The sequence below is a fragment of the Geomicrobium sp. JSM 1781026 genome (assembly GCF_041949955.1).
Taxonomy (GTDB): Bacteria; Bacillota; Bacilli; order Bacillales; family Marinococcaceae; genus Geomicrobium_A.
Window position 1 is genome coordinate 187,298 of record NZ_JBHFQF010000001.1, and the last position, 21,965, is coordinate 209,262.

Below are 21,965 nucleotides of genomic sequence, written 5' to 3' on the forward strand. Positions count from 1 at the left end.
ATGGTTTCTAATCAGTGGCTAGGCGCACATGTAAATGCTTTCGCAATGGTGCTTTTCAATCTTTAAAACCCTCATCTTCTTTTCTGCGGCTGTATAAAAACGTTATACTTGTCACCGCCTATTTTGTTTGGCGTTTATAAGAGAACATCAGTACAATAGAGTATGAAATTATCGTTTGAGGTGTATATGAGTTTACATAAACGAATACGTGGATAGACATATAAACGATATAGAGAGCGGGGCTGACAATATGCACCAAAGATTAATAGTAGGGTTACTCGTCTTTGCGGCAGTAACGGTATTATCGTATTTCATTTTGGGATTTGCTTTACCGTTGGAAGAATGGGCGATCTTGCTCATGTCTATAGCTTTAGGGTTTATTGCGGAGTTTGTTTTCTTTAAGTTGAGAACATGAGACACGGACAGGCGCACAATTTAAAGATGGTCATAAACTAGTTAACGATTAGAAAGGATGGGAAGAATGCCGCGAATGTATGCTCAGCCGATGCGAGTGAATCAATATTGGTACCCACCTCAGTATCGAAACTTTGATCGGAGCCGACCGCCATCTCCCCATCATCATGGCGATGAGCGGTTTGGACCGTTTTTACCTTTTCTAGCTGGTTTGGCTGTCGGTCCGTTATTCTTTGGAGGTTTTGGTGGTGGTGGTTATGGTGGTTACGGCAAGTATGGTCCACCGGGCCCGCCTGGTCCCCCAGGACCCCCAGGCCCACCCGGATATTTTTATGGTCCAAACTACGGACCGAATTACGGTCCGAATTACGGCCCTGGTTTCGGACCGAATTTTGGTCCAAACTTTGGCCCGAACTTTGGTCCTGGGTTTCGATAAACGAGTGATTCCGCAAGCGACGCTTGCGGTTTTTTCTCGTGCACGTCACACCGTCATGTAAGTCATATGTAGGGTGCGACGGTTTTTGTTGAACAATCATTGTCTGTGCATTATAATTATGACTAGGTCATAATACTAAGTGTAATGTTTTATAGAGGAGGTTCTGGGATGAGACAAGCGGGGATTTATGGGCTTGGTAGTTATACGAAAGGGCGCCAAGTTTCGAATAAAGCATTTGAGAAAACGTTGGACACATCGGATGAGTGGATTCGTTCGAGAACGGGCATTGAACAACGCGTGTTTGCCGATGATGAGGTGAATACGTCAGATATGTCTTACCATGCTGCTAAAGAGGCTTTAGCTCATGCGGACATGCCAGCAGATGAGTTGGACTTAATTATCGTTTCTTCTGTCACTGGTGATTATAAATTTCCTTCTGTATCTTCTCTCATTCAAGAAAGACTAGGCGCCAAAAATGCTGCAGCTATGGACATTGGTGCAGCGTGTGCTGGGTTTGTGTATGGGGTTGTTACAGCTAGTCAATTCATTCAAACTGGAACATATGATAAAGTTTTAGTCGTTGGTGCCGAGAAGTTGTCAAAGATTCTTGACTTCAATGATCGAAACACAGCCGTTTTGTTTGGGGATGGAGCGGGAGCCGCAATCGTAGGCCCGGTTTCTGCGAATCGAGGCATCCAATCTTTTGAATTAGGTGCAAATGGAGCGGGAGCGGAACACATTAAAGCTGACCCGCTTATTCAAATGAACGGCAGAGAAGTTTTCAAGTTTGCGGTCCGGCAAATGGGGGATACTTGCATGAATTTGGTAGAGAAAGCCAATCTTACAAAAGATGATGTTGACTTTCTCGTCCCTCACCAGGCGAATATCCGGATTATGGAGGCTGCAAGAGAGCGACTGCAACTGCCGAAAGAAAAGATGGCGGCGACTGTACACAAGTATGGAAACACTTCAGCGGCCTCGATTCCGATTGCGCTTGTTGAAGAGCTAAAAAATGGTAAGATTAAAGATGGAGATTTAGTTGTGATGGTCGGCTTCGGTGCTGGCCTCGTCTGGGGCGGCATCGCTCTTTATTGGGGAAGATAACTGATTTTCAATCATAAAGGGGAGAAAGAAAATGAAACGTCGTGTCGTAATCACAGGTATGGGTACGGTTAACCCACTCGGAAATGACGTGGAAAGCTCATTTGCACGCGCGCTTTCTGGTGAGAGTGGAATTGACGTGATGACAAGGCTCGATCCTGAACATTTTACTACGAAGGTAGCTGGCGAAGTTAAAGATTTTGAACCAGAGAACTACATGGACAAAAAAGATGCACGGAAGATGGATCGCTTCACACAATTTGCAATGGCTGCGGCGAAAATGGCGGTCGACGATGCAAGTCTAGATATTAATGATGACAATGCGGAACGAGTCGGGGTATGGATTGGTTCAGGAATTGGGGGAATGGAGACGTATGAATCTCAATTCCGAACATTTCTGGACAAGGGTGCACGTCGGGTGAGCCCATTTTTTGTTCCGATGATGATTCCAGATATGGCTGCTGGGCAAGTATCGATCCACTTTGGGGCAAAGGGAATGAATTCGTGCACGGTGACAGCTTGTGCTTCGGGGACGAACGCCATCGGGGATGCATTTAAGTTAATTCAACGAGGCGATGCCGATGCGATGATTACGGGTGGGTCTGAAGCGCCTATTACGAGTATGGCTGTTGCTGGATTCGGAGCAGCTAAAGCGATTACAACAAACCCAGATCCAAAAACGGCATCAAAACCGTTCGATGCGAATCGTGACGGTTTTGTAATCGGTGAAGGGGCAGGAATTCTTATACTAGAGGCACTTGAACATGCACAAGCGCGAGGAGCACATATTTACGGAGAAGTATTAGGGTATGGATCAACGGCAGACGCCTATCATATGACCGCTCCAGCACCAGATGGAGAAGGGGCAAAGCGTTCAATGGAACAAGCCGTCACTGATGCTGGCATTGAGGCTACTGACATCGGGTACATTAATGCTCATGGTACGAGTACAGCCTACAATGACAAATACGAAACGACGGCAATTAAAGATGTGTTTCAAGCTCATGCTAAAAACCTTGTCGTTAGCTCCACGAAATCAATGACCGGACATATGCTCGGATCAACTGGAGCGGTCGAAGCCATCTTTACATTAAAAGCACTAGATGCACAAGCGGCTCCGCCAACCATTAATTTGCATGATCCAGACCCAGATTGTGATTTGGATTATGCGCCAAATGAAAAGAAGCAGATCAATACATCAGCGGCAATGTCCAATTCCTTTGGATTTGGTGGACATAACGCAACACTTGTATTCAAACGTTTTGAAAATTAATTTATGTATTCTAGGACAAGCCATTAGAGTGCTTGTCCTTTTTTTGTAAAAAAAAAGCCCGTAAGGGCTTAAAATTCATCATCATTCGAATCTAAAAATTCCTCAATTGCTTGACGATTAGGTTCTTTATCGAATGTGAGTCGATTGTTTTGTTCGTCATCTCGCCATGTGTTATCGTAACTTCCCGCTACGGGAATCGTCATCGTCTCGATCGTAGGGTTTTTAAGCGTGAAATATTCTTTTCCCCATTCGAGTAACGTTCCTGTCGGTACGTTGGTTTGCACATTTGTGGTAAGTGTACTAATAATCGTTGGTGCATCCGCTACAGTCATATGTTCGGACATGTGACTGTGGAGAATTTCGATAAGATCCATTTGTCGAGCTGTCTTTTTGCCGGTTTGTCCATTTTCTTCACGGATATAATGTAACAGTTCTTCACTGTTAAAACCAGCCGTTTTATTCGGAAGATAAATGCCTTCAGGAGCAATGATGTCAAGGATTTCAAGAAATCCTTGTTCATTAATCTTCGCAAAGTAATCAACAGACAGATCGAAATTATCAACCAACGTTTCCCCTAATAGATCAGTACCCCCGAGATGGTAGACAGCATCGAGCGTGTCATCTTGATGGCCTGGAATCGACACGTAGCTGTCACTAAGCAATGATACAATTCTCGTTTCACCATCACTTGGATCAAATTGTGCGAGCATCATCGTACTGCTCTTCGGTTCCTTTTCCCCTTCAGACCCCTCACTGAAGATTAATACTTGGAATGGCTCTTCTGTAAATGTCTCTGTTGAGCTATTCGCTGCTTGTAGTGAAGAATGTTCAAGTTCAAGGGTAGCCGCATTCTCGCCATCACCTTGATAAGCGACTGGTATGACCACTAGCAGTGTGGTGAGAACAAGAAGGAAATAAACCTTGGTGGCATTGCCTCTTCGCATCCTCATCGCTTTCCCCCTCTGCTCGACTAGTAATTATAACAGAAATGTTTCATTTATGAAATCCTTATTACAAATTTCTTAATGAATCGATATAGTCGAGCGCTTGTTCCCGAGTCTCTATCTGGTCATTGAACCACAATTCTTCAACCGATTGAAGTGTATTCTTGATAATCGGTCCTTTTTCAAATCCTCTCACGAGTATGTCTTCTGCTTGAATGAGTGCAGGTAGATTTTTTCGTTTTTCTACGTATTGATTGAGCAGTGAATGTTTGTGACCTGTATGCGTACAAGCCGTGAGTCGTAAAGCATGATTGCTGATCTGCTTTACTGAGCGATGCAGATCACCGTACGTTGTGTTTTCACCTAACCTCAAATTAGATAACGTGCTTAATTCTTGTACGAGTCGTTGCTCTTGCTTCGTGACGGCAAACCGCTCTAGATCGGGCAAGTTGATCGTGTAGAGTGGATAGATTGTAGAAACTATGCCTCGATCTGTGGACTTGAAACATGCCAATGTTTCGGTTGTACGGTCGTTGTATCGTGCACCTGGAAAAAAAGATTGTAATACATGAAGCTCTTCCAGCCGGGCATAAGCTTCAGTAACCATCCCTTCATCAATCATCTTTTGCCATTCGTTTCGAATACGATCTACGGTAAGCTCCTGAATGGATAATTCAGCTTCTTTAATGAACCGGCGACTTTCCATCGTTAATGAAAATCCAAAGCGTCGTTCAAATCGAATTGCACGTAAAATGCGCGTCGGGTCTTCCATGAAACTGAGGTTGTGTAAAGGGCGTAATTGTTGTTTCTTTATATCGTCAACCCCTTCAAACGGATCCAATAGAGCTCCGTAATGCTCTTCATTAATCTGAATGGCTAGTGCATTGATTGTAAAATCTCGCCTGCCTAAATCTTCTTTAAGACTTGTACGTCGTACTTTAGGTAAAGAAGAAGGGGCGTCATAATATTCTGCACGAGCACTCGCAAAATCAATCCACTCATCATTTATGAATACTTTAGCTGTTTTAAATGCTTCGTGTTCATGAACGGGCGCTTGGAATTTGTGAGCAAGCTTTTCGGCAAAGTCAATTGCGTCTCCTTCCACAACGAAATCCAGGTCAATGTTACGAATATCCAAAAACAAATCGCGGACGATGCCGCCAACGAGATAAACGTTCATCTGCTCTTCGTCTGCTACCTTGCCCAACTGCTGAAGAAATTGTGTGCGTGCGGGTCCGAGCATTTGATTGAGCCATTCAGATACATTTACGTTTTTTGACTTTTTGGCATCATATAACGCACTCAGTAAATCTGACCGAGAAATGATACCGATGAGCTTCTCATCGTCAATGACGGGAATACGACCGATATCGTGTCTCATCATAAGGTTTTCTACATCCTCAATGGGCGTATTGGCTATGCAAGAGATTACCTGTTCAGTCATATACCCTTTGACAGGGGCGTGACCAAACCCGTGGTTCGTCGCCCGATGTGCATCGCGTACACTGATCATGCCGACAAGCTGGCCATCATCAACGACGGGAAATCCTGAGTGCCCAAAACGAATCGCTGTCGCTTTTACATCTGCCATATTCATTTGTGAGGAAACGGTTTTAACTGGCGTTGACATAAATGTTTTGGCTGTCACTGCGTCGTCGATATAATTCGCTAAAGAATGAAGCACTGTTTCGAAGATGGAGGACCGATCCGTCTTTTTAACGGTAGCAGCGGCGGCACTAGGGTGACCACCACCGTCAAAAGATTCCATGAGCGTTTGCACATTGAACCGCTCAGATTGGCTTCGACTTACGAGAAAAACTGCGCGATTCATTTCAACGATAGCGATCGTGACGTCCGCGGTTGACAATGATAGCCAGTTTTCAACGATTAGACCTAAGTTTTGAACGTACGTACTTGAGCTCATGCAACTCACTGCAATATTTATCCCGTGTAGATGTTTTGTTTGAGCCATTTGCATGAGCTCTGTTAACAACTGTTGCTGGTCGGCGTTCAAAACCGCACCGTGGTAGGTTTGAATGACAGATAGAGAAATTCCGTCTTCAAATAGCTTGTGTAATACAGAAATATCCCGTATCGTCGTTGAGCCATAAGTGAACGAGCCTGTATCGCTGTATAAACCTAGTGCAAACAACGTCCGCTCCCATTCGGTTAGTGCAATTTCTTCTTCAAAAATCACTTCGGCCAGTATGGTGACCGTTGCCCCTGTTTGTTCTTGAACACCTGTGACCATTGTTTTCTGTGGATGATGATCATAGACAATGACCTCCGTTGGAGAAGCATTCTGAAGTACTTTTGAGCAACGTCCTACATCATTGACATCGACGAGAATAATCGTATGAATGTCGTCGCTATTTACATCTTTTTCTTCATAATATGAAAATGCATCCCGATTCAACGCCAAATACTGTTGCACATCTGGACTCACATGAGAAGGAAGCAAAAGGTGAGCATCGGTGTGTATCTTTTGGGCTGCAATCATGGAGGCAATTCCATCAAAGTCAGCATGAGTATGGGTAGAAATTAGCTTCATAAGTTCAACTCCTGTTTCGACATACCCTCCTCATGAGGAGGGCAAAGCGTGCATATACTAAGAGGAAATAAGGGGGCGGACGGCTTGGTCTTTCGCGTTTCAATGGCAATCCTTGGTATAAGTATAGCAACAATTGGCGGTGTAGGCTTGGTCGCGTACTCCAACTTGATTGTATCCGGATATAGTTTGTACGAGTTTTGGGAATTCATTAGCGTGCGTGCCGAGCTCTATCTATTGCTCGGAGGGTTGCTCGTTTCATTTATTTCACTCACTGGTAAGAAAAAGAAAAAACAAGCAAATCTTATTGAAAAGAAGTGACTAGAGAATAAAAAATTCACAGTCCGACTATACTGTAGATACAATTTTATCGGTATAGGAAGGGGGAGTCCATATGGCCCGAATACGTGACGTGTGGGTCAATTGGTTCGAAGGAGAAGAGAACGGATACAACATTTGTCCTTTTCATGAATGGAGAAGCGAAGACCGAATTGAAGTACTTGATCAAGCAGAAGTGGTATATGTGACAGATCGCTTGTTTCTACAACTAGAAAACAGCCTCGAGGAGATTCCTAGACAACTATTGGACGCCGTATATAAAAAAAGTGCGCTCAGAAAGAACATGTCAAAGTTACCCCTTGATTATTGCTTTATTGCAACGAACAAAAAAAGCTCGTTAGCGGTAGACACACTCGGATACGAAACACCAATTAGAAAAAGCCGTTTAACACCACGCCAAGAAAAATTAGCGTTAGAAGCGATCGAGCAAGATCAAGAACCACAATACACAGATGAGTTAACCGACATCGATAAGCATTACCATATCCTTTCTCCACACCCTACGGTCATGCACGGTTTAACGAGAAAAGAAAGACAGTTAAAACAGTTGCTGTTTATGGCCATTGACCAATTAAAATCGTCTGGTTTTGATGCCGAAATTCGCTATTGGTATACAGAATGGTCACCGGATAAGTATTTGGACATTCAACTGATGAGTAAAGATGAAGCATGGGACCGGTTATATGATGAGGTAAGAGGCGGATGGAGTGAAGATCATTATGCGCTTTGTGAATCGTTAATTAAAGGTCAACCATTCTTTGAGAAGTTATGGGACATGCAGCACGAAAGTGAAATGCATAAATAGACGTTTTTTAAAACATCGTTACGACTCCGTTTACATCAGGAAAAAACTTGCTTATAATGAAGCGTAGGTTTAACGGACAAGGGAGGAAGTAATATGGACGGTTTGGCGTATACAATCATGCAAATTTTTGTCATCCTTTTTGCAGTCGGAACAATCGGGGGCAGCCTGTTTGTCGGTCATGTATGGAGAAAAGGATCGAAGAACCAATAATAAAAACCTCTTGATCAAGGGAAGATCAAGAGGTTTTTATATGTTTATTGGCGTTGTAGTCCCATGGCTTCTTCAGCTTTTTGTAGCATTTTTGTTGCACGTTCATTGGCGCGATCAGCACCTTCGTCCAACACTTGATCAATTTCGTCTGATTCGTATAGTTCAGTAAAGCGTGTTTGAATCGGGCGGATGCTGTCGACAACAATATCCGCTAAGTCCGTCTTAAATGCGCCATAGCCCTTTCCAACATAGGTTTTTTCAATGCTAGAAATGTCTTGGTCGGTAAGCGTAGCGTAGATGGTTAGCAAATTACTAATGGCCGGCTTATTCTCCTCATCATAACGCACGTCATTGTCAGAGTCTGTCACCGCACTTTTCATTTTCTTAACGATCGTTAACTCATCATCAAGCATCGATATGAATGCTTTTTGATTGGCGTCTGATTTGCTCATCTTCTTTTCTGGATTTTGAAGTGACATAATTCGTTTCCCTAGCACGAGCGTTTCAGGGAGGGTGAAAATGTCTTTGTATTGCCGGTTAAAGCGTTCCGCTAACGTCCTTGTCAGCTCTATATGTTGGCGCTGATCATCACCGACTGGAACGACGTCCGTTCCATATAAAAGGATATCGGCAGCCATGAGCGGTGGGTACGTGAGCAAAGCTGAAGATACACCGCTTTTGCCTTCAGATTTGTCTTTAAACTGAGTCATTCGTTCCAATTCACCGATATATGCCAAGCATTGCATAATCCAAGCCATTTGTGCATGGGCAGGTACTTCTGACTGATGAAATAGTGTTGAACGCTTCGGGTCAATACCAGAGGCGATATATAGTGCTGCCAATTTTCGTTTTTGGTCCCGCAACTTCTCCGGGTCTTGTGGCACGGTAATGGCGTGTTGATCCACCACGCAAAAGTAACTGTCGTACTCCTCTTGCAAGCCAACGAAATGTTTCATTGCTCCTAAATAGTTGCCAAGGGTAATAATTCCACTTGGCTGGATTCCAGAAAAAATGGTTTTCATACTCTCGCTCATTCCTTTCCTATAAGCCGTACATTATTCAATCTACATTCGCACATCATATAGCGACTAGCCCTTTTTTCTGTTCCGCCATCGGTCATAAATGAACGTGGGTATCAAGATAAAAAGAAAGGCTAGGGCAACGGGTCTTAGTGAGTATCCGGTTGTGTAATCAACGATGACAAACACGAGGAGACAAACCGCTAGAACCATTGTAACCACCCGCATTCTACCACTCCCTTAAAGCATAAGTATAGCAGAATCATAGGAGGGTTTACCATTGCAAAGCAGAACGAGGCGAGTATTTGTCGCTTTATGTGCAGCTTTTCTTTTGTTTAGTTACAGCTCCACCGAAACATTTGCCTTTTCGTTACAAGACACAGATGGGGCTGAGATTGCACTCCATGACTACAAAGGTGAGCAAGTTCTCCTTTTATTTTTCACAACGTGGTGTGAAGTGTGCCAAGAGGAATTGGCAATGCTGGCTGAGAACAAACAACTGTTCTCTGAAGCGGGCATTTCACTTATCGCCGTTAATATGACAGATGACGAACTGAATGAACGTGTTGTTGAAGAAGTGGCAAAGCAATTACCGTTTCCTGTAGTGCTTGATCCCGACCAGTTAGCCAGTCGCCAATACGGCGTACTTGGGGTGCCGATGACGATCGCGGTTAATGAAGACGGTGAAGAAGTAAGCCGGTTTTTCGGGCCATCAAGCCTAGAACAGCTGCTCGTGGCATTTGACAATTCTTAACGAAACACGTACATGAGAATGACAGCTACAAAGTACAACAAGATAATGACAATCGCTGGCCACGTTCGCTCTCGGTAGTTCCTTGCCACGTAAATCGCTCCTGCAATGGCGATGCTATTGACGAGGAGAATGAGCCCTGTAACGATGTTCGTCATGGATGCCGCTTGCAATATTGATCCGTCGTACAAGAAGTCACACACAGAAAGAATGAGTAAATTAAACAAATTGCTTCCGAGTATGGAGGCGGCAGCTAAATTGCGATTGTTTAAGGAAAGTGCCACATACACGGTAACGACTTCGGGTAACGACGTGGTCGTTGCAATAAGAAAACTACCGACAAAGCTCGACCCTAATCCGGTAATGACGGCAATTTGGTCCCCTGCAAAGGTGAGCACTGTACCTGAGATGAGAATGATGACTGCGGCAATGATGAAGCCAATCATTGCCCCTTTTAGTGTGTATTTTTCTTCTTGAAGATCGTCTTTTGGATCGTCAAGCTCTTCATTAGCAGCGCTAGACGTTTTTTGTAACACCCATATATTTAGTCCGTATAGCAACAACAAAAGGATGGATTCAATGCCGATGTTGAGAAGCGGGATCTCAATCGTGAAGAATAAAGCCAACACAACGATGACGGTCATCGCTAAGCCGATGTATGCCGTGTATTGTTGTTGACGATCGACATTGGAAAGGATGAGTTTTTTTCTATAAATAAGTAGAAACGTAGCTAAAATACCAATATTAAATATGTTGCTACCAAGTACGTTACCAACAGCCATGTCGGGGTTGTCGAGGTAAACAGCTGTAATGCTTGTCGTCACTTCAGGCAATGACGTCGCCCCAGCGAGTAGAAAGGTGCCAATAAGCAAGGAACCAAAAGAAGATAAGCGACTAATGGCATCGGCGTATGTACTAATTTTTACAGCAGCAAGAACAGTAACGATAACCGCAACAATAAACCAAATAAAAACCATAGCATTCATCCTTTGCATAACACTGATGACCTATAGTATACCCACTTTTTCAGTTTTTAGCAGTGACTTCCACTTACTCCAACAATTTCATCTAACAAAGAAATTCTGGTAGTGAAGGGCTGTGTACATAAATGCATCCAATAACAGAACAATAGGTTTATGAGTCGAGCGTCCGAGGGGTGTAATCATGAAGCTGTTGAAAGTAGGAGCCATAGTCATTAGTGTATGCAGCATACTTTTGGCAGGAGACATCGGTTTTTTAGAAGCTGCGAATGAGCCACATCCAGTACTAAAACAAGGAGCGGTAGAACGTAAACAGTTACCAATAGAGATGAAACGGTTTGCTCCAGCGAATGATGGCGTTAAAGGTGTATACGTATCTGCCCATTCTGCAGGTGGTGAACGGTTAAACTCATTGATTCAACTTGTTGAAGAATCCGAACTAAACGCAATGGTCATTGATGTAAAAGATGACTACGGCAACATCACGTTTACACCTGAAAGCGGTTCAGCGTACACACATCGATCATCGCATATTATTGATGATCCAGAGGAGTTACTAAAACAATTGAATCAAAAGAACATCTATCCCATTGCCAGAGTGGTCGTATTCAAAGATACCCGACTTGCAATGGACCAACCTGAATTGTCTTTTTTAGAGGACAAACAAGTTTGGAAAAACAATCGAGATGAGGCTTTCGTCAATCCTTTTCGAGAAGATGTATGGGCATACAATGTCGATGTTGCAAAAATGGCTGCCCGTTTGGGTTTTAAAGAAATTCAATTTGATTATGTACGCTTTCCAGAAGGGTTTGAAACGAGAGACGAATTGTTGACGTATGATTTCGGCGAATATACTAACGCAAGTACGAGTCGAGACAAGTCGCGTGTTCAAGCAGTGACAGATTTTGTAGAATATGCCAAAGAGGAACTGCGTCCGTTTCATATCGATGTGTCCGTTGACATTTTTGGATATGCAGCGACTGTAGACGAAGCCGCGGGCATCGGTCAAAACTTCTCGCAAATCTCTGAGCACGTTGATGTGATAAGCTCGATGATTTATCCGAGTCACTGGACAGCACACTTTGGTATTGAACAACCAGATAAAGAACCTTATCGATTGACGAGTGCCTATGCACAAATGGAAAATGACGTGCTCGCACAGGTTAAGAATGCGCCTAAATCTAGACCGTGGATTCAGGATTTTACGGCAAGTTGGCTAGGAGAAGGAAACTACATTCCTTATGGTAAAGAAGAAGTGGAAGCACAAATACAAGCGTTACATGATCATGACATTCATGAATACTTACTATGGAATGCAGGCAATCATTATACAGAAGGGGTAAATTATACCCCGAAACGATCAAGTTCGACATTTTAGGTCATGAAGAGTAGGGCTTTTCTCATGATATATTGCGTATTTTTTATGTTTATAGGTTTACGCTTCGTTCATTCGGGGTACTTCAATTATGGATAGGATAATATGTAAAGAATGTCACATAACGTTCAGTTGCTACATTAGAATTATTATTGTACAATTAATGTAACACGATAGCAGTGAACGTGCGCTGAAACGTTAATAGACGTAGTATACATGACTACTTGAGAATGTTAATCAGTTTAATATTGATCTTACATTGAGGGAGAGGGTCTTACATGGTGACGTTATTAACATCGCCGAGTTGTACTTCTTGTCGAAAAGCAAAAGGTTGGTTAGAGGAGCACGATATACCGTTCCAAGAAAGAAATATATTTTCGGAACCTCTTTCTGTACAAGAAGTGAAAGATATTGTACGAATGACCGAAGATGGAACAGACGAGATTGTATCAAAAAGGTCTAAGATCTTTCAAGAGTTGAATGTGGATGTGGATACACTCCCGCTGCAACAGTTGTTTGAGCTAATCAGTGAGCATCCAGGGTTGCTTAGACGTCCAATTATTTTTGATGAAAAGCGTCTACAAGTTGGTTATAATGAAGCGGAAATTCGCCGCTTTTTACCGAGGCAAATTCGGACGTATTTCTTACAAGAAGCACAAAAGCTCGTTAATTGACAACGGAAAAACTTCTACCTTAATGGCAGAAGTTTTTCTTCATTTTTTACTTCCAAACCGACTAAAATAAATCAGGCATAACAGACAACAATCGATGATACACTAATAAAACACCCATTTTTCAAGCGCAAATCTCTTGAAATTAAAAGTGATAAATGGTATAAATGAACAACCTTAGAATTCACATTCTTTTTCTTGAATGGGTACACTTATCCTTAACAAACTTAGGGGATTCGTATAGAATAGAAGAAGGTTTAAATTCGCTTAACGGTGTGAATAAGAATGTGAAGATCCACTTTAACCCGAGGAGGGAGAAACTGTGGAAATCGAAAGAATAAATGATACTACAATAAAGTTTTACATTACGTATGCAGATATTGAAGACAGAGGCTTTGACAGCGAAGAGATTTGGTACAATCGGGAACGCGGTGAAGAGTTCTTTTTTGAAATGATTAATGAAGCGCACGACCATGAGAATTTCGAAATTGAAGGCCCGCTATGGATCCAAGTACAGGCATTTGATAAAGGTTTGGAAATTGTTGTTACACGGGGTCAAATGAACGATGGCAATGTGAAGCTTGAGATTCCTGTGAGCAAAGACCGTGACGATGATGTTGATGAAAGCATCGTTGATATGCTCGATGAGCAGCTTCGCACACGCAAGAAAGACCGTGACGGAGCAGGTAGCGATGAGCCATTAAGTATTGTCATTGCTTTTAAAGACCTTGAGGATCTTTTACAACTTAGTAAATCCGTTAAGTTAGAGCACGTTCAGAACGAAGTGTATGCAATGGAGAATACGTATTATCTCCACATCGTTTTTGATGATTATTATGATGAAGACGATCAAGATAATTTGTTAAGCCGTGTCCTTGAGTATGGTCACGAGTCAGATATGTCCATTCATCGTATTAGTGAGTATGGAAAGACTGTTGTGAGTGAGAATGGCTTACAAGTACTTTCAACGTACTTTTCATAATGCGTTCACGAGCAAGTCCTAACGAAGGATTTGCTTTTTTTGTCGTTATAAAGGATTTAAGGTAGTCAGTGGAGAACATACAATAAGCTGGGTACTCTTGTTAGAAAGGAACGGAGATGTTTACAGCTTACGATGAAAAAAGACAGCTGTTTTGTTTATTAGACCAATCTGAAGTTCCTAATGATCAAATGAAACAGTTGGTATGGCATTGTCCGATTTGTGAAGAAGCGGTCTTGTATCGGGCAGGAGGTAAAAACCGCCCGCATTTTTCTCATTATTCAAACTCTAGTTGTGCAGGTTCTGCAGAAACGAAAGAACATCGAGAAGGCAAGGAACGCTTGTATGCATGGGTGAAGACGTTTGCTGAAGAAGTTGAAGTTGAGAAATGGTTACCGATGATCGATCGAAGAGCAGATGTGTGGTTTCGTTATCGCGGGGTGCACTATGTATTCGAAATGCAGTGTTCTCCTGTTGACAGAATGGCGATTCGCGAGCGAACGTTAGCATATGAGTCGCAATCGATTCAAGTACTGTGGGTCCTACCAGCAGAATTAATGAAAAGAACAGCAACGGCAATCTATATTCAAGAGTGGCAACAAGAGGCATGTTTTCAGACCGGTTCGTTCCCTCCACAACTCATGTACCTTGGGCAACAACTGAGCATTGCGACGTTGTCTGCGTACATGTCTCCACGGAAATTTATAGCTTCTTGGTCTTCCCTTCCTCTAACTCCTTCCGGTTTTTCCCTACTCATTCACGATCATCTCAGTGTAAAAAATGAGCCGAAAGCACAACTATTTTATAAACAACAATCGCGCTATGGGAAGGTGAAACTGCAAACGGCTTTCAGCCAACACGTACAAGAGAGGTTGTATCGGTATAAATCCCCACTTTACTTGCACCCCGCTGAATGTGGATGGTTTGTTCCAGGTCAAGTATGGGTGAGTGAGCCACCTGTCGTTTGGCAGACGTATGTATGGCTGTCATTGATTGAGTCCGAGCAACATGAATTTCATGAATGGATCAATGACGAGTTAGCCGAGGTAATGAAATGGTTAGGCATGTCAGAGCGACAAGCGATTCGTCTTATGAGTCAGTACGTCCAGCTGTTGCAACGCTTGCATGGACAGAAGCCCAATGACACATTGCTCCCGACGCTCGAGCTTTCCTTTCCGAAGTCTGCAGATGAGGCACATCGCCAAGATCGACAAATATACGCTCGATTGCCTGTTACTTTTAAGAAAACCCTTTGAATCTCCTGCGCTCGTTGAATAAATGTACCGTGAACAAAATCGATACAAAGAGCAACGGGACGGCGAGAAGAAGTGGAATGAAGCGAAGTACAGACAACAAAAACAGCACATAACAAACAAATACGAAACAGAGGCCCAGCAGCATTTGTTTCATTCTTATCAACTCCAAAAACAGTTTGTCTATTTTATGCTCGACCACACAAAAAAAGACTGAAGAGCTGTTAGTCTTCAGTCCCATTCGTATATCTCCAAAACTCTCCATGTTTGACCGGTACGCATTCTACTTTTTGCTGTAATTGCAGTTTCTTCATTTCTGAAACCGCTTCTTTCGTCGTTAAATCAAACACTTCTGCAATCTCTTTTGTAGCGACAAATCTATACTTCTCAAGGAATTCCATTAGTGTACATGGGGTGTTTGGTTCCGGTTTGAAGCCGAGTAGATCTGTAAGAACTTCCACATAAGTGGAGTAGCTATGAAGCCCAGAAACCTTAACACCAGCGTCTTCAATACAGTCGTTAAAGAATATCATTGAAGGGACTTCCTGGACACCCATTTCTTCTGTTGTGCTCATGTCACAACGTAGTGCCCGAGAAATTGTACCTGAATGAAAATCATTGTTGAATTCTCTCTCATCCAAACCCGCCTCTTTTGCGCAGTCAACAAGAACGTCTTCCTCAGTTACATTTTTCTTATTCAAAAACAGCAGTTCCCGTAACCGTCTTAAATAGCGAATGCCACTTTGTCTTCCTTGCATTTCAGCAGCTTTTACCGCTAGGGCGGGCAATTCTGTGTTGGAGAAAGGATTCTCACGCCACACATCTCCATCACAACACATGCCTGTCTTCTTCGAGGTCACATCCCATAAGTCAGACAGTGAGCGATTGTTTTGCTCATGAATCCACGCACTTGTAGACGTAGGAACGATAAAGTATCTAAGGGTGATTAGATTACCGTATTCCATATTAATTTTCTTTAACGTCGGCTCGATTCCCCAGCATGCCGGGCAAAGAGGATCAGTAAAAACATACAGTTCAAGCTTTTTAAATGCTCGTTTCTCTGTGTGCTCCTCTTCACCACTACCGCAAATCCCTGAATTTGTATCACAATGTTGTTTAGCCGTCAGCAAAGGAATATCCCCTTTCCCCTAATGTGATTGATTCACCATATGAGACGCAGTAAGTGTAAGGCGATGAAAGAGTGCGTCGGAAGCGTCTAATGGAAGATCACTTTCGTCCATCGCTTGCTTCATGCATTCAAGCCAAGCTTCTGCTCGTTCAGGTGTAATCTCAAAAGGCAAATGTCTCGCCCTCAATCTAGGGTGACCGTGTTCTGTTGTGTAGAGTGGTCCTCCACCCGTAAATTGTGTCAGAAATTGCTTTTGTTTTCGTTTAGTTTCTGACAGATCGCTAGGAAAAATTGGTGACAATCGCGGGTCTTCTGCGACGTGATCATAAAAGCGCTCCACGAGTCGGTCAATCGCTGCAGCACCGCCAATTTCTTCATATAAGGATTTCTCCCCTACATTTTCCATACAAATACCCCTTATTTCAGTTCTAAACATATTGTAGCAACGAGACAGTGAGACGGCAAATACTATGATTTATCGAATAGAAAAAGAAGGCAGATGCATGGGCGCATTTGCCTTCTTTTTTTAATAAACGACTATGCAAAAGATTGATACGTATCAAGTACTCTCGGAACATAAGCCTTCGTTTCTTTAAACGGTGGGATGCCATTATGTTTGTCGACATTACCAGGCCCCGCATTATAAGCGGCCAGTGCCAAGCTTACATCGCCGTTGTAACGACGTAACATATCTTTAATATAGCGGGTGCCGCCATCAATGTTTTGAGCAGGGTCATATGAATCAGTCACTTGTAACCCTCTAGCTGTGCCTGGCATGAGTTGCATGAGTCCCTGGGCTCCTGCATGACTCGTTGCTTGTGGGTTAAAGTTGGATTCATGTTTGATAATCGAGTAAATGAGTCGAGCATCTACACCATGTTCGTTCGCACTTTGTTCAATAAGGTGATTGAACGGACCCGGTGGTAATGTTGATGATGCGTATGTATGATTGAGGTGTAGCTCCGGTGCTTCAATATTTGCAAAATCAGACACGAAAGACCCATCAAAGTAGAGGGAACGATCCATTTGCATATGAAATGGGAAACGATCATTACCAACCGATTGTACGTTCGACAACACAGAGGCAAAATGTTCATAACCGCTTGCTGACTGGGGTTGCTTTGACGGAAGGGACGAAGTTGCCGGTAGCAATGATAAAGGATGAATCACTTTCATTTTAGTATCCTCCCTCATCTATAGTATACTTTGACTATAGCAGATTGTTGGAAGAAAGCGTAGGTCGATTTACATTTTTTCCTGTAAAGATTTCTTTCGGTCAAAAAAGCGTTTTACTTTCGGTGAAGGATCATCGTTTTGCAACAAAAATGGGTATGTTTTTGCAAGTTGTTTTAAGACGAGGTTCACATGACTCGTTGAACTTCCTTCAAATTCAAGTTCAAAGTCACTTGTCCCAAGGTACTCACTATGATCTAAGAAATAAGAGCCGTCATTAGAATTCCACGTTGCACGGTGAGTAGACAACGTACCAAGATGCAGAAGCGATGATTTGGAAATTCCCCACTCCTCTTCCAACCAAGATAATACCGTCGCATCTGGTAAAGCGGAAAGTGGTGTTTCAGTGGACCAGCTTTCTAAAGGAATGCGATCATGTTTTTCATGGGCCCCATCCTCCATTTTGATCTTTAACGTGAGTGTCATTTCGTCTTCTTTTAACCGAATTCGTAGCGCTGCGTTTCGTTCTTTCAATTGGAAGTCGGCTGTGTCAAAATAATGATTGTGCTGAGTAATGAATGGTGTGCCTTCGGGTTTATGTTCTGTACATAATTGCTCAAACTGACGTTCGGTCAGTGTGCGTTTCCCTTCAAATTCAAATTCTTCATGGTGCTGTGCCATAATTGACTCACCTCCGAATGCATTATCGCACAGTGAAGAGAGCGTTAACAATAGTAGATTAGAAAAAGAGGTGGTCAACATGTCCGATATTCAAATTGATCAAATTCTTATTACTGAACATCGTGCACAAATGATTCCGAAAAATGAAGAACAGCTTTCGTCCGATTGTAAAGCGGCAATGCGAATGCTTGCAGATTCTGACCGACTTGCATTCGTATATGTCATTGAATGCAATGGTGAGTTCCAAAAAGTACATCTTCCAGAGTTTTTTTGGCCGATTTTAGCCGACATTCATCAAAAACAATTGCCCGTTTACTTAGGGAATGATGACATTGAACTGATGGACTTTCATGATGAATTAGAGATGCTTCTCGACAACATACCTGACAATAATAATTATGGAAAAGCGATGGAAGAAGCAGTCGCTAAACATTTTCTAAATCACAACAGAGAATGAGGGTGGAATCATGATTGAAAACTGGGAAGTATTCTTGCAACCTTATCGACAAGCGGTTGAGGAATTAAAGGTGAAGTTTCGCAGTTTACGCGTCCAATACCAACGCTCATCTAAACATACACCCATTGAATTTGTTACAGGCAGAGTTAAACCGTTATCAAGCATTGAAGAAAAAGCAAAACGAAAAAACATCCCGCTCACAGAGATTGAAAATCGCATGCAAGACATCGCTGGGGTACGAATTGTTTGTCAATTCGTTACAGACATTGATGCGATTGTAGAAATGATTCAAAGCCGAAATGATATTACGATTATAAGTGAGCGTGATTATATAAAAGAAAAGAAATCAAGTGGGTATCGGTCTTACCATATGGTGATTGACTATCCTGTCCACACAATTGAAGGAACGAAGCATATTCTCGTAGAAATTCAAGTTCGTACGATGGCGATGAATTTTTGGGCAACGATTGAACACTCGTTAAATTACAAGTACAGAGGCGAAATTCCAAAAGATATTAAGGAACGTCTGTATCGCGCAGCAGAAGCGGCATCAAATCTGGATGAAGAGATGTCGAAAATTCAAGGTGAAGTACGTGAAGCACAGACGATTATCCAAGAAAGACAAGAAAACCATCGCGAGTCATTTAAAAACGAATCGTCAGGAGGCACTGTATGAAATATGATGTAACGTCGAGAGGGGACGATGTTTCCAACCATATTGCGCGTACCGTCGTTGAAGGCTTAAACAGCCATCAATTAGAACAAGATCCGAAAGAACCTGAAATTGTCATTTCCGTAGGTGGGGACGGCACATTACTAGAAGCGTTTCATCGCCATAAGCACCGGCTGCAAAACACTTGCTTTGTCGGGGTTCACACGGGTCATTTAGGGTTTTATGCGGACTGGAGACCCGATGAAGCGGACAAGTTAGTCATCCATATTGCGAAGACTCCGTTTCAAGTCGTCGAGTACCCACTGCTTGAAGTGACCGTTCGTTATCATGACGGTGATTCTTCGGATCGGTATTTGGCCTTAAACGAATGTACAGTGAAAACGACGGAAGGGTCTCTCGTCTGTAACGTGGACATTAAAGGAGAAGAGTTTGAGACGTTTCGTGGCGATGGGTTATGTATCTCCACGCCATCTGGCAGCACGGCGTATAATAAAGCTTTAGGTGGGGCAATTTTGCATCCGTCGCTTGCATCAATGCAGATTTCTGAAATGGCCTCCATCAACAACCGGGTGTATCGAACAATTGGTTCCCCTTTAGTTCTCCCAGAGCATCACACGTGCCTTTTAAAACCGCTCAATGATGTGAGCATGCAATTGACGATCGACCATTATTCACTCGTTAGTAAAGATATTGCTTCCATCCAGTGTCGTGTTGCTGATGAATATGTGCGCTTTGCGAGGTTTCGCCCTTTTCCATTTTGGAAGCGCGTGAAAGAGTCATTTATTGGTGAATAACGAGCCGTTTGCCAGCTGGACGTGGACCGTTCATGACGACTTTCAAGGAACAGTATCCGCATATGTAAAAACGGTCCGCCACATGTCTTCGCGCTCAGTGAAGTTACTGAAAAGCTGCGGAAAAATCCGAGTAAATGGCGAGCGTGCGCACATGGGTAGTCTTTTGCAAGGGAAAGATCGACTCAAGATTCACTATCCATTCATCGCACCTCCGGCTCATTTTAAACCATGTGCGTTGGCGGTTGAAATTCTTTTTGAAGATGACCACCTCATTGCTGTAAACAAATCAAGTGGAGTGAAGACTTTGCCCGGTCAAGGAGAACGAGGGGTTTCCCTTGCTGAGCAAGTGATTTATTATTTCCAGCAGACCAAACAAAATGGGGGCGTTCATCCAGTAAGCCGGTTAGATCAGTTTACGAGTGGAATTGTGATTTTTGCGAAGCATCGTTTTGCCCACGATCAATTGCACAAACGTTTACAAGAAGAAGTAGGGAAGCGATATGTGGCGATTGTGGATGGGAAATTACGAGCAGAAGAGCAGACCATTCAACAGCCGATCGCACGAAAAGAAGGATCAATAATAGAACGGACGGTTTCTTCAGGAGGGGACCCGGCAATGACCCATTACCGAAAAGTATGGACAGGTCACGACCGAACACTCCTGGATATTAAACTTTATACAGGTAGAACCCATCAAATACGCGTCCACATGGCATCAATCGGTTTTCCGATAACAGGTGATACACTTTATGGCAATGCTTCATCCCATATTGCTAGACAAGCGTTGCATTGCAAGTCAAACACATTTACGCACCCGATAACAAACGACCGACTTCACATTGAAGCACCGTTACCGGTGGATATGCTGAATATGATCCCCGAAAACTATAGCTAAACAACACCTAAAAACCGTGAGCTGATGCTGTCATGGAAATCAGCACCGCATCTTATTATAGAAAAAGCCCCCGAAGTCAACGTTGACCTCGGGGGTTTTTAAATTAGAAACGATTGAGAGTACCTCCATGCGTTGTTAAGTAGCCATTTGAGTATTTGCTAAATGAGTGCTGTGGAGGCAGATGATTAGTGAGATTGAGGAGTAGGCCAAATGCCATTCTGTCCCAGAACCCGAACGATTATTCGTATCACTCTCATCTATACCGTACAGGCTAAAACGATCTATATATGGTGTACTAAAGAAATTCACTGATCTTGAGGTGATAACTGCATAATTTCCTCGCCTATACATTAGGCGTAAGAAATTCTACCACTCTTTTCGGTCACAAAGACCGAAAAGACATTAACGAGAGTCATGACGAAGACCGCTCGGTTTTTCTTCGGCATCTAGAGTGCCGATGGTTGCTAGCTCTTGAAGTTTGGTTTACAGTCGATCATTCTTAGATAATTTATTATGAAGTGAGGTGTTCCAAAGCGATCTAGGTCGCCAATTTCCCAGAAATTCCCAAAAAAGAGCTACCGTCGTCTCCGTCCGTGCAGGAAAACGATCTATATAGGATGAACTTAACATTTTTCTAATTGCACAGTTTGTTGTTGCTTTCCACTGCAGGCGGATGCTTGTACTCCGGAGTATAAGTGCGACATCACCTCACCCGGCGCTGCCGCTTGTGTTCGCTGTGTCTACTTGACCGCGGAGGACCGGCCGAGCCTCCTCGGTCTAACGACCTGCGGGGTCTCGTCTCGGCCCAACTTCTACAGGCGTCACCGCCTTTCGTTCCAAGCAACGGTACTGAATAGACGACGTCGCTGAACTGGGGTTGCTCAATATTGGCATTCAACTCGATCCGTACACTTTGGAGGCCAATAGCAGTAGATACTAATCTTTTCTACGTCTATTGAAACCGATGATGATCGATCTCAAAGTCGATGAACTTTAGGCTTTAACGGTTGGTAGGCTTGGGAAAGTGGAAACTGTGCTCGAGTTGCGGCTGAACTGTTCTCAAGT

Annotated in this window: 23 protein-coding genes; 15 read left to right on the plus strand and 8 right to left on the minus strand. The window is 43.1% G+C overall.

Annotated features, from left to right (window positions below; genetic code table 11):
* The first annotated feature begins 250 nt into the window (after positions 1 to 250).
* The 4 genes from ACE1TF_RS00910 (at position 251) to fabF (ending at position 3,224) form a co-directional block, all read left to right on the plus strand.
* Positions 251 to 415, plus strand: a complete 165-nt coding sequence (locus tag ACE1TF_RS00910) for a hypothetical protein (RefSeq protein ID WP_193744812.1) — start codon at positions 251 to 253, stop codon at positions 413 to 415.
* 66 nt (positions 416 to 481) lie between these two features.
* Positions 482 to 850 carry a hypothetical protein gene (locus tag ACE1TF_RS00915; RefSeq protein ID WP_081829434.1) on the plus strand — a complete coding sequence of 123 codons (369 nt, stop codon included), beginning with the start codon at positions 482 to 484 and terminating at the stop codon, positions 848 to 850.
* 168 nt (positions 851 to 1,018) lie between these two features.
* A complete protein-coding gene (locus ACE1TF_RS00920; protein ID WP_375013541.1) occupies positions 1,019 to 1,954 on the plus strand; it encodes a beta-ketoacyl-ACP synthase III in 936 nt (311 codons plus the stop codon).
* 31 nt (positions 1,955 to 1,985) lie between these two features.
* Positions 1,986 to 3,224, plus strand: a complete 1,239-nt coding sequence (gene fabF / locus ACE1TF_RS00925; RefSeq protein WP_375013543.1) for a beta-ketoacyl-ACP synthase II — start codon at positions 1,986 to 1,988, stop codon at positions 3,222 to 3,224.
* Between the two features lie 68 nt (positions 3,225 to 3,292).
* Here the strand turns inward: fabF and ACE1TF_RS00930 are convergent, their stop codons facing one another.
* Positions 3,293 to 4,174, minus strand: coding sequence for an LCP family protein (locus ACE1TF_RS00930; RefSeq protein ID WP_042403745.1), 882 nt, complete (start codon positions 4,172 to 4,174; stop codon positions 3,293 to 3,295).
* Between the two features lie 61 nt (positions 4,175 to 4,235).
* Positions 4,236 to 6,719 (minus strand): CBS domain-containing protein, encoded by a 2,484-nt coding sequence (locus ACE1TF_RS00935; protein ID WP_375013546.1) that lies wholly within the window; start codon positions 6,717 to 6,719, stop codon positions 4,236 to 4,238.
* Between the two features lie 48 nt (positions 6,720 to 6,767).
* Here ACE1TF_RS00935 and ACE1TF_RS00940 point away from each other — a divergent pair, with 48 nt between their 5' ends.
* Both ACE1TF_RS00940 and ACE1TF_RS00945 read left to right on the plus strand, forming a co-directional pair.
* Positions 6,768 to 7,037, plus strand: coding sequence for a YuzI family membrane protein (locus ACE1TF_RS00940; protein ID WP_042403754.1), 270 nt, complete (start codon positions 6,768 to 6,770; stop codon positions 7,035 to 7,037).
* 73 nt (positions 7,038 to 7,110) lie between these two features.
* A complete protein-coding gene (locus ACE1TF_RS00945) occupies positions 7,111 to 7,860 on the plus strand; it encodes a DUF3603 family protein (protein WP_042403756.1) in 750 nt (249 codons plus the stop codon).
* Between the two features lie 254 nt (positions 7,861 to 8,114).
* Here the strand turns inward: ACE1TF_RS00945 and trpS are convergent, their stop codons facing one another.
* Positions 8,115 to 9,092, minus strand: a complete 978-nt coding sequence (trpS, locus tag ACE1TF_RS00950) for a tryptophan--tRNA ligase (protein WP_042403758.1) — start codon at positions 9,090 to 9,092, stop codon at positions 8,115 to 8,117.
* 277 nt (positions 9,093 to 9,369) lie between these two features.
* Here trpS and ACE1TF_RS00955 point away from each other — a divergent pair, with 277 nt between their 5' ends.
* The gene (locus tag ACE1TF_RS00955) at positions 9,370 to 9,843 is read left to right on the plus strand and encodes a peroxiredoxin family protein (protein WP_375013548.1); all 474 of its coding nucleotides are present in this window, start codon (positions 9,370 to 9,372) and stop codon (positions 9,841 to 9,843) included.
* On the opposite strand, the gene ACE1TF_RS00960 is transcribed toward ACE1TF_RS00955, so the two are convergent.
* On the minus strand, positions 9,840 to 10,817 hold the full coding sequence (locus ACE1TF_RS00960) for a sodium:calcium antiporter (RefSeq protein ID WP_375013550.1): 978 nt from the start codon (positions 10,815 to 10,817) through the stop codon (positions 9,840 to 9,842). The genes ACE1TF_RS00955 and ACE1TF_RS00960 overlap by 4 nt on opposite strands.
* Before the next feature lie 187 nt (positions 10,818 to 11,004).
* Here ACE1TF_RS00960 and ACE1TF_RS00965 point away from each other — a divergent pair, with 187 nt between their 5' ends.
* The 4 genes from ACE1TF_RS00965 to ACE1TF_RS00980 all read left to right on the plus strand — a co-directional run bounded on the left by ACE1TF_RS00965 (position 11,005) and on the right by ACE1TF_RS00980 (position 15,101).
* Positions 11,005 to 12,198 (plus strand): putative glycoside hydrolase, encoded by a 1,194-nt coding sequence (locus ACE1TF_RS00965; RefSeq protein WP_375013552.1) that lies wholly within the window; start codon positions 11,005 to 11,007, stop codon positions 12,196 to 12,198.
* Positions 12,199 to 12,473: 275 nt separating this feature from the next.
* On the plus strand, positions 12,474 to 12,869 hold the full coding sequence (gene spxA, locus ACE1TF_RS00970; RefSeq protein ID WP_042403763.1) for a transcriptional regulator SpxA: 396 nt from the start codon (positions 12,474 to 12,476) through the stop codon (positions 12,867 to 12,869).
* Between the two features lie 319 nt (positions 12,870 to 13,188).
* A complete protein-coding gene (gene mecA, locus ACE1TF_RS00975; protein ID WP_042403765.1) occupies positions 13,189 to 13,848 on the plus strand; it encodes an adaptor protein MecA in 660 nt (219 codons plus the stop codon).
* 116 nt (positions 13,849 to 13,964) lie between these two features.
* Positions 13,965 to 15,101: a competence protein CoiA gene (locus tag ACE1TF_RS00980; RefSeq protein WP_375013555.1), complete on the plus strand. Its 1,137-nt coding sequence runs from the start codon at positions 13,965 to 13,967 to the stop codon at positions 15,099 to 15,101.
* 221 nt (positions 15,102 to 15,322) lie between these two features.
* On the opposite strand, the gene ACE1TF_RS00985 is transcribed toward ACE1TF_RS00980, so the two are convergent.
* The 4 genes from ACE1TF_RS00985 to ACE1TF_RS01000 form a co-directional block, all read right to left on the minus strand.
* Positions 15,323 to 16,228: a DsbA family protein gene (locus ACE1TF_RS00985; RefSeq protein WP_193744815.1), complete on the minus strand. Its 906-nt coding sequence runs from the start codon at positions 16,226 to 16,228 to the stop codon at positions 15,323 to 15,325.
* Between the two features lie 18 nt (positions 16,229 to 16,246).
* The gene (locus ACE1TF_RS00990) at positions 16,247 to 16,633 is read right to left on the minus strand and encodes a globin domain-containing protein (RefSeq protein WP_375013557.1); all 387 of its coding nucleotides are present in this window, start codon (positions 16,631 to 16,633) and stop codon (positions 16,247 to 16,249) included.
* Positions 16,634 to 16,764: 131 nt separating this feature from the next.
* On the minus strand, positions 16,765 to 17,403 hold the full coding sequence (locus tag ACE1TF_RS00995) for a lytic transglycosylase domain-containing protein (protein ID WP_375013559.1): 639 nt from the start codon (positions 17,401 to 17,403) through the stop codon (positions 16,765 to 16,767).
* 69 nt (positions 17,404 to 17,472) lie between these two features.
* A complete protein-coding gene (locus ACE1TF_RS01000) occupies positions 17,473 to 18,081 on the minus strand; it encodes a CYTH domain-containing protein (protein ID WP_375013561.1) in 609 nt (202 codons plus the stop codon).
* A gap of 79 nt (positions 18,082 to 18,160) precedes the next feature.
* Here ACE1TF_RS01000 and ACE1TF_RS01005 point away from each other — a divergent pair, with 79 nt between their 5' ends.
* From ACE1TF_RS01005 to ACE1TF_RS01020, 4 genes are read left to right on the plus strand one after another with little or no spacing between them, the layout of a single operon-like run.
* Positions 18,161 to 18,538 (plus strand): UPF0738 family protein, encoded by a 378-nt coding sequence (locus ACE1TF_RS01005; RefSeq protein ID WP_375013563.1) that lies wholly within the window; start codon positions 18,161 to 18,163, stop codon positions 18,536 to 18,538.
* A 10-nt stretch (positions 18,539 to 18,548) separates the two neighbouring features.
* Complete coding sequence (yjbM, locus tag ACE1TF_RS01010; RefSeq protein WP_042403774.1) at positions 18,549 to 19,214, plus strand: GTP diphosphokinase; 666 nt, start codon at positions 18,549 to 18,551, stop codon at positions 19,212 to 19,214.
* The gene (locus ACE1TF_RS01015; RefSeq protein WP_375013565.1) at positions 19,211 to 20,005 is read left to right on the plus strand and encodes an NAD kinase; all 795 of its coding nucleotides are present in this window, start codon (positions 19,211 to 19,213) and stop codon (positions 20,003 to 20,005) included. The genes yjbM and ACE1TF_RS01015 overlap by 4 nt, the downstream gene beginning before the upstream one ends.
* Positions 19,998 to 20,900 (plus strand): RluA family pseudouridine synthase, encoded by a 903-nt coding sequence (locus ACE1TF_RS01020; protein WP_375013567.1) that lies wholly within the window; start codon positions 19,998 to 20,000, stop codon positions 20,898 to 20,900. The genes ACE1TF_RS01015 and ACE1TF_RS01020 overlap by 8 nt, the downstream gene beginning before the upstream one ends.
* Positions 20,901 to 21,965 lie beyond the last annotated feature (1,065 nt).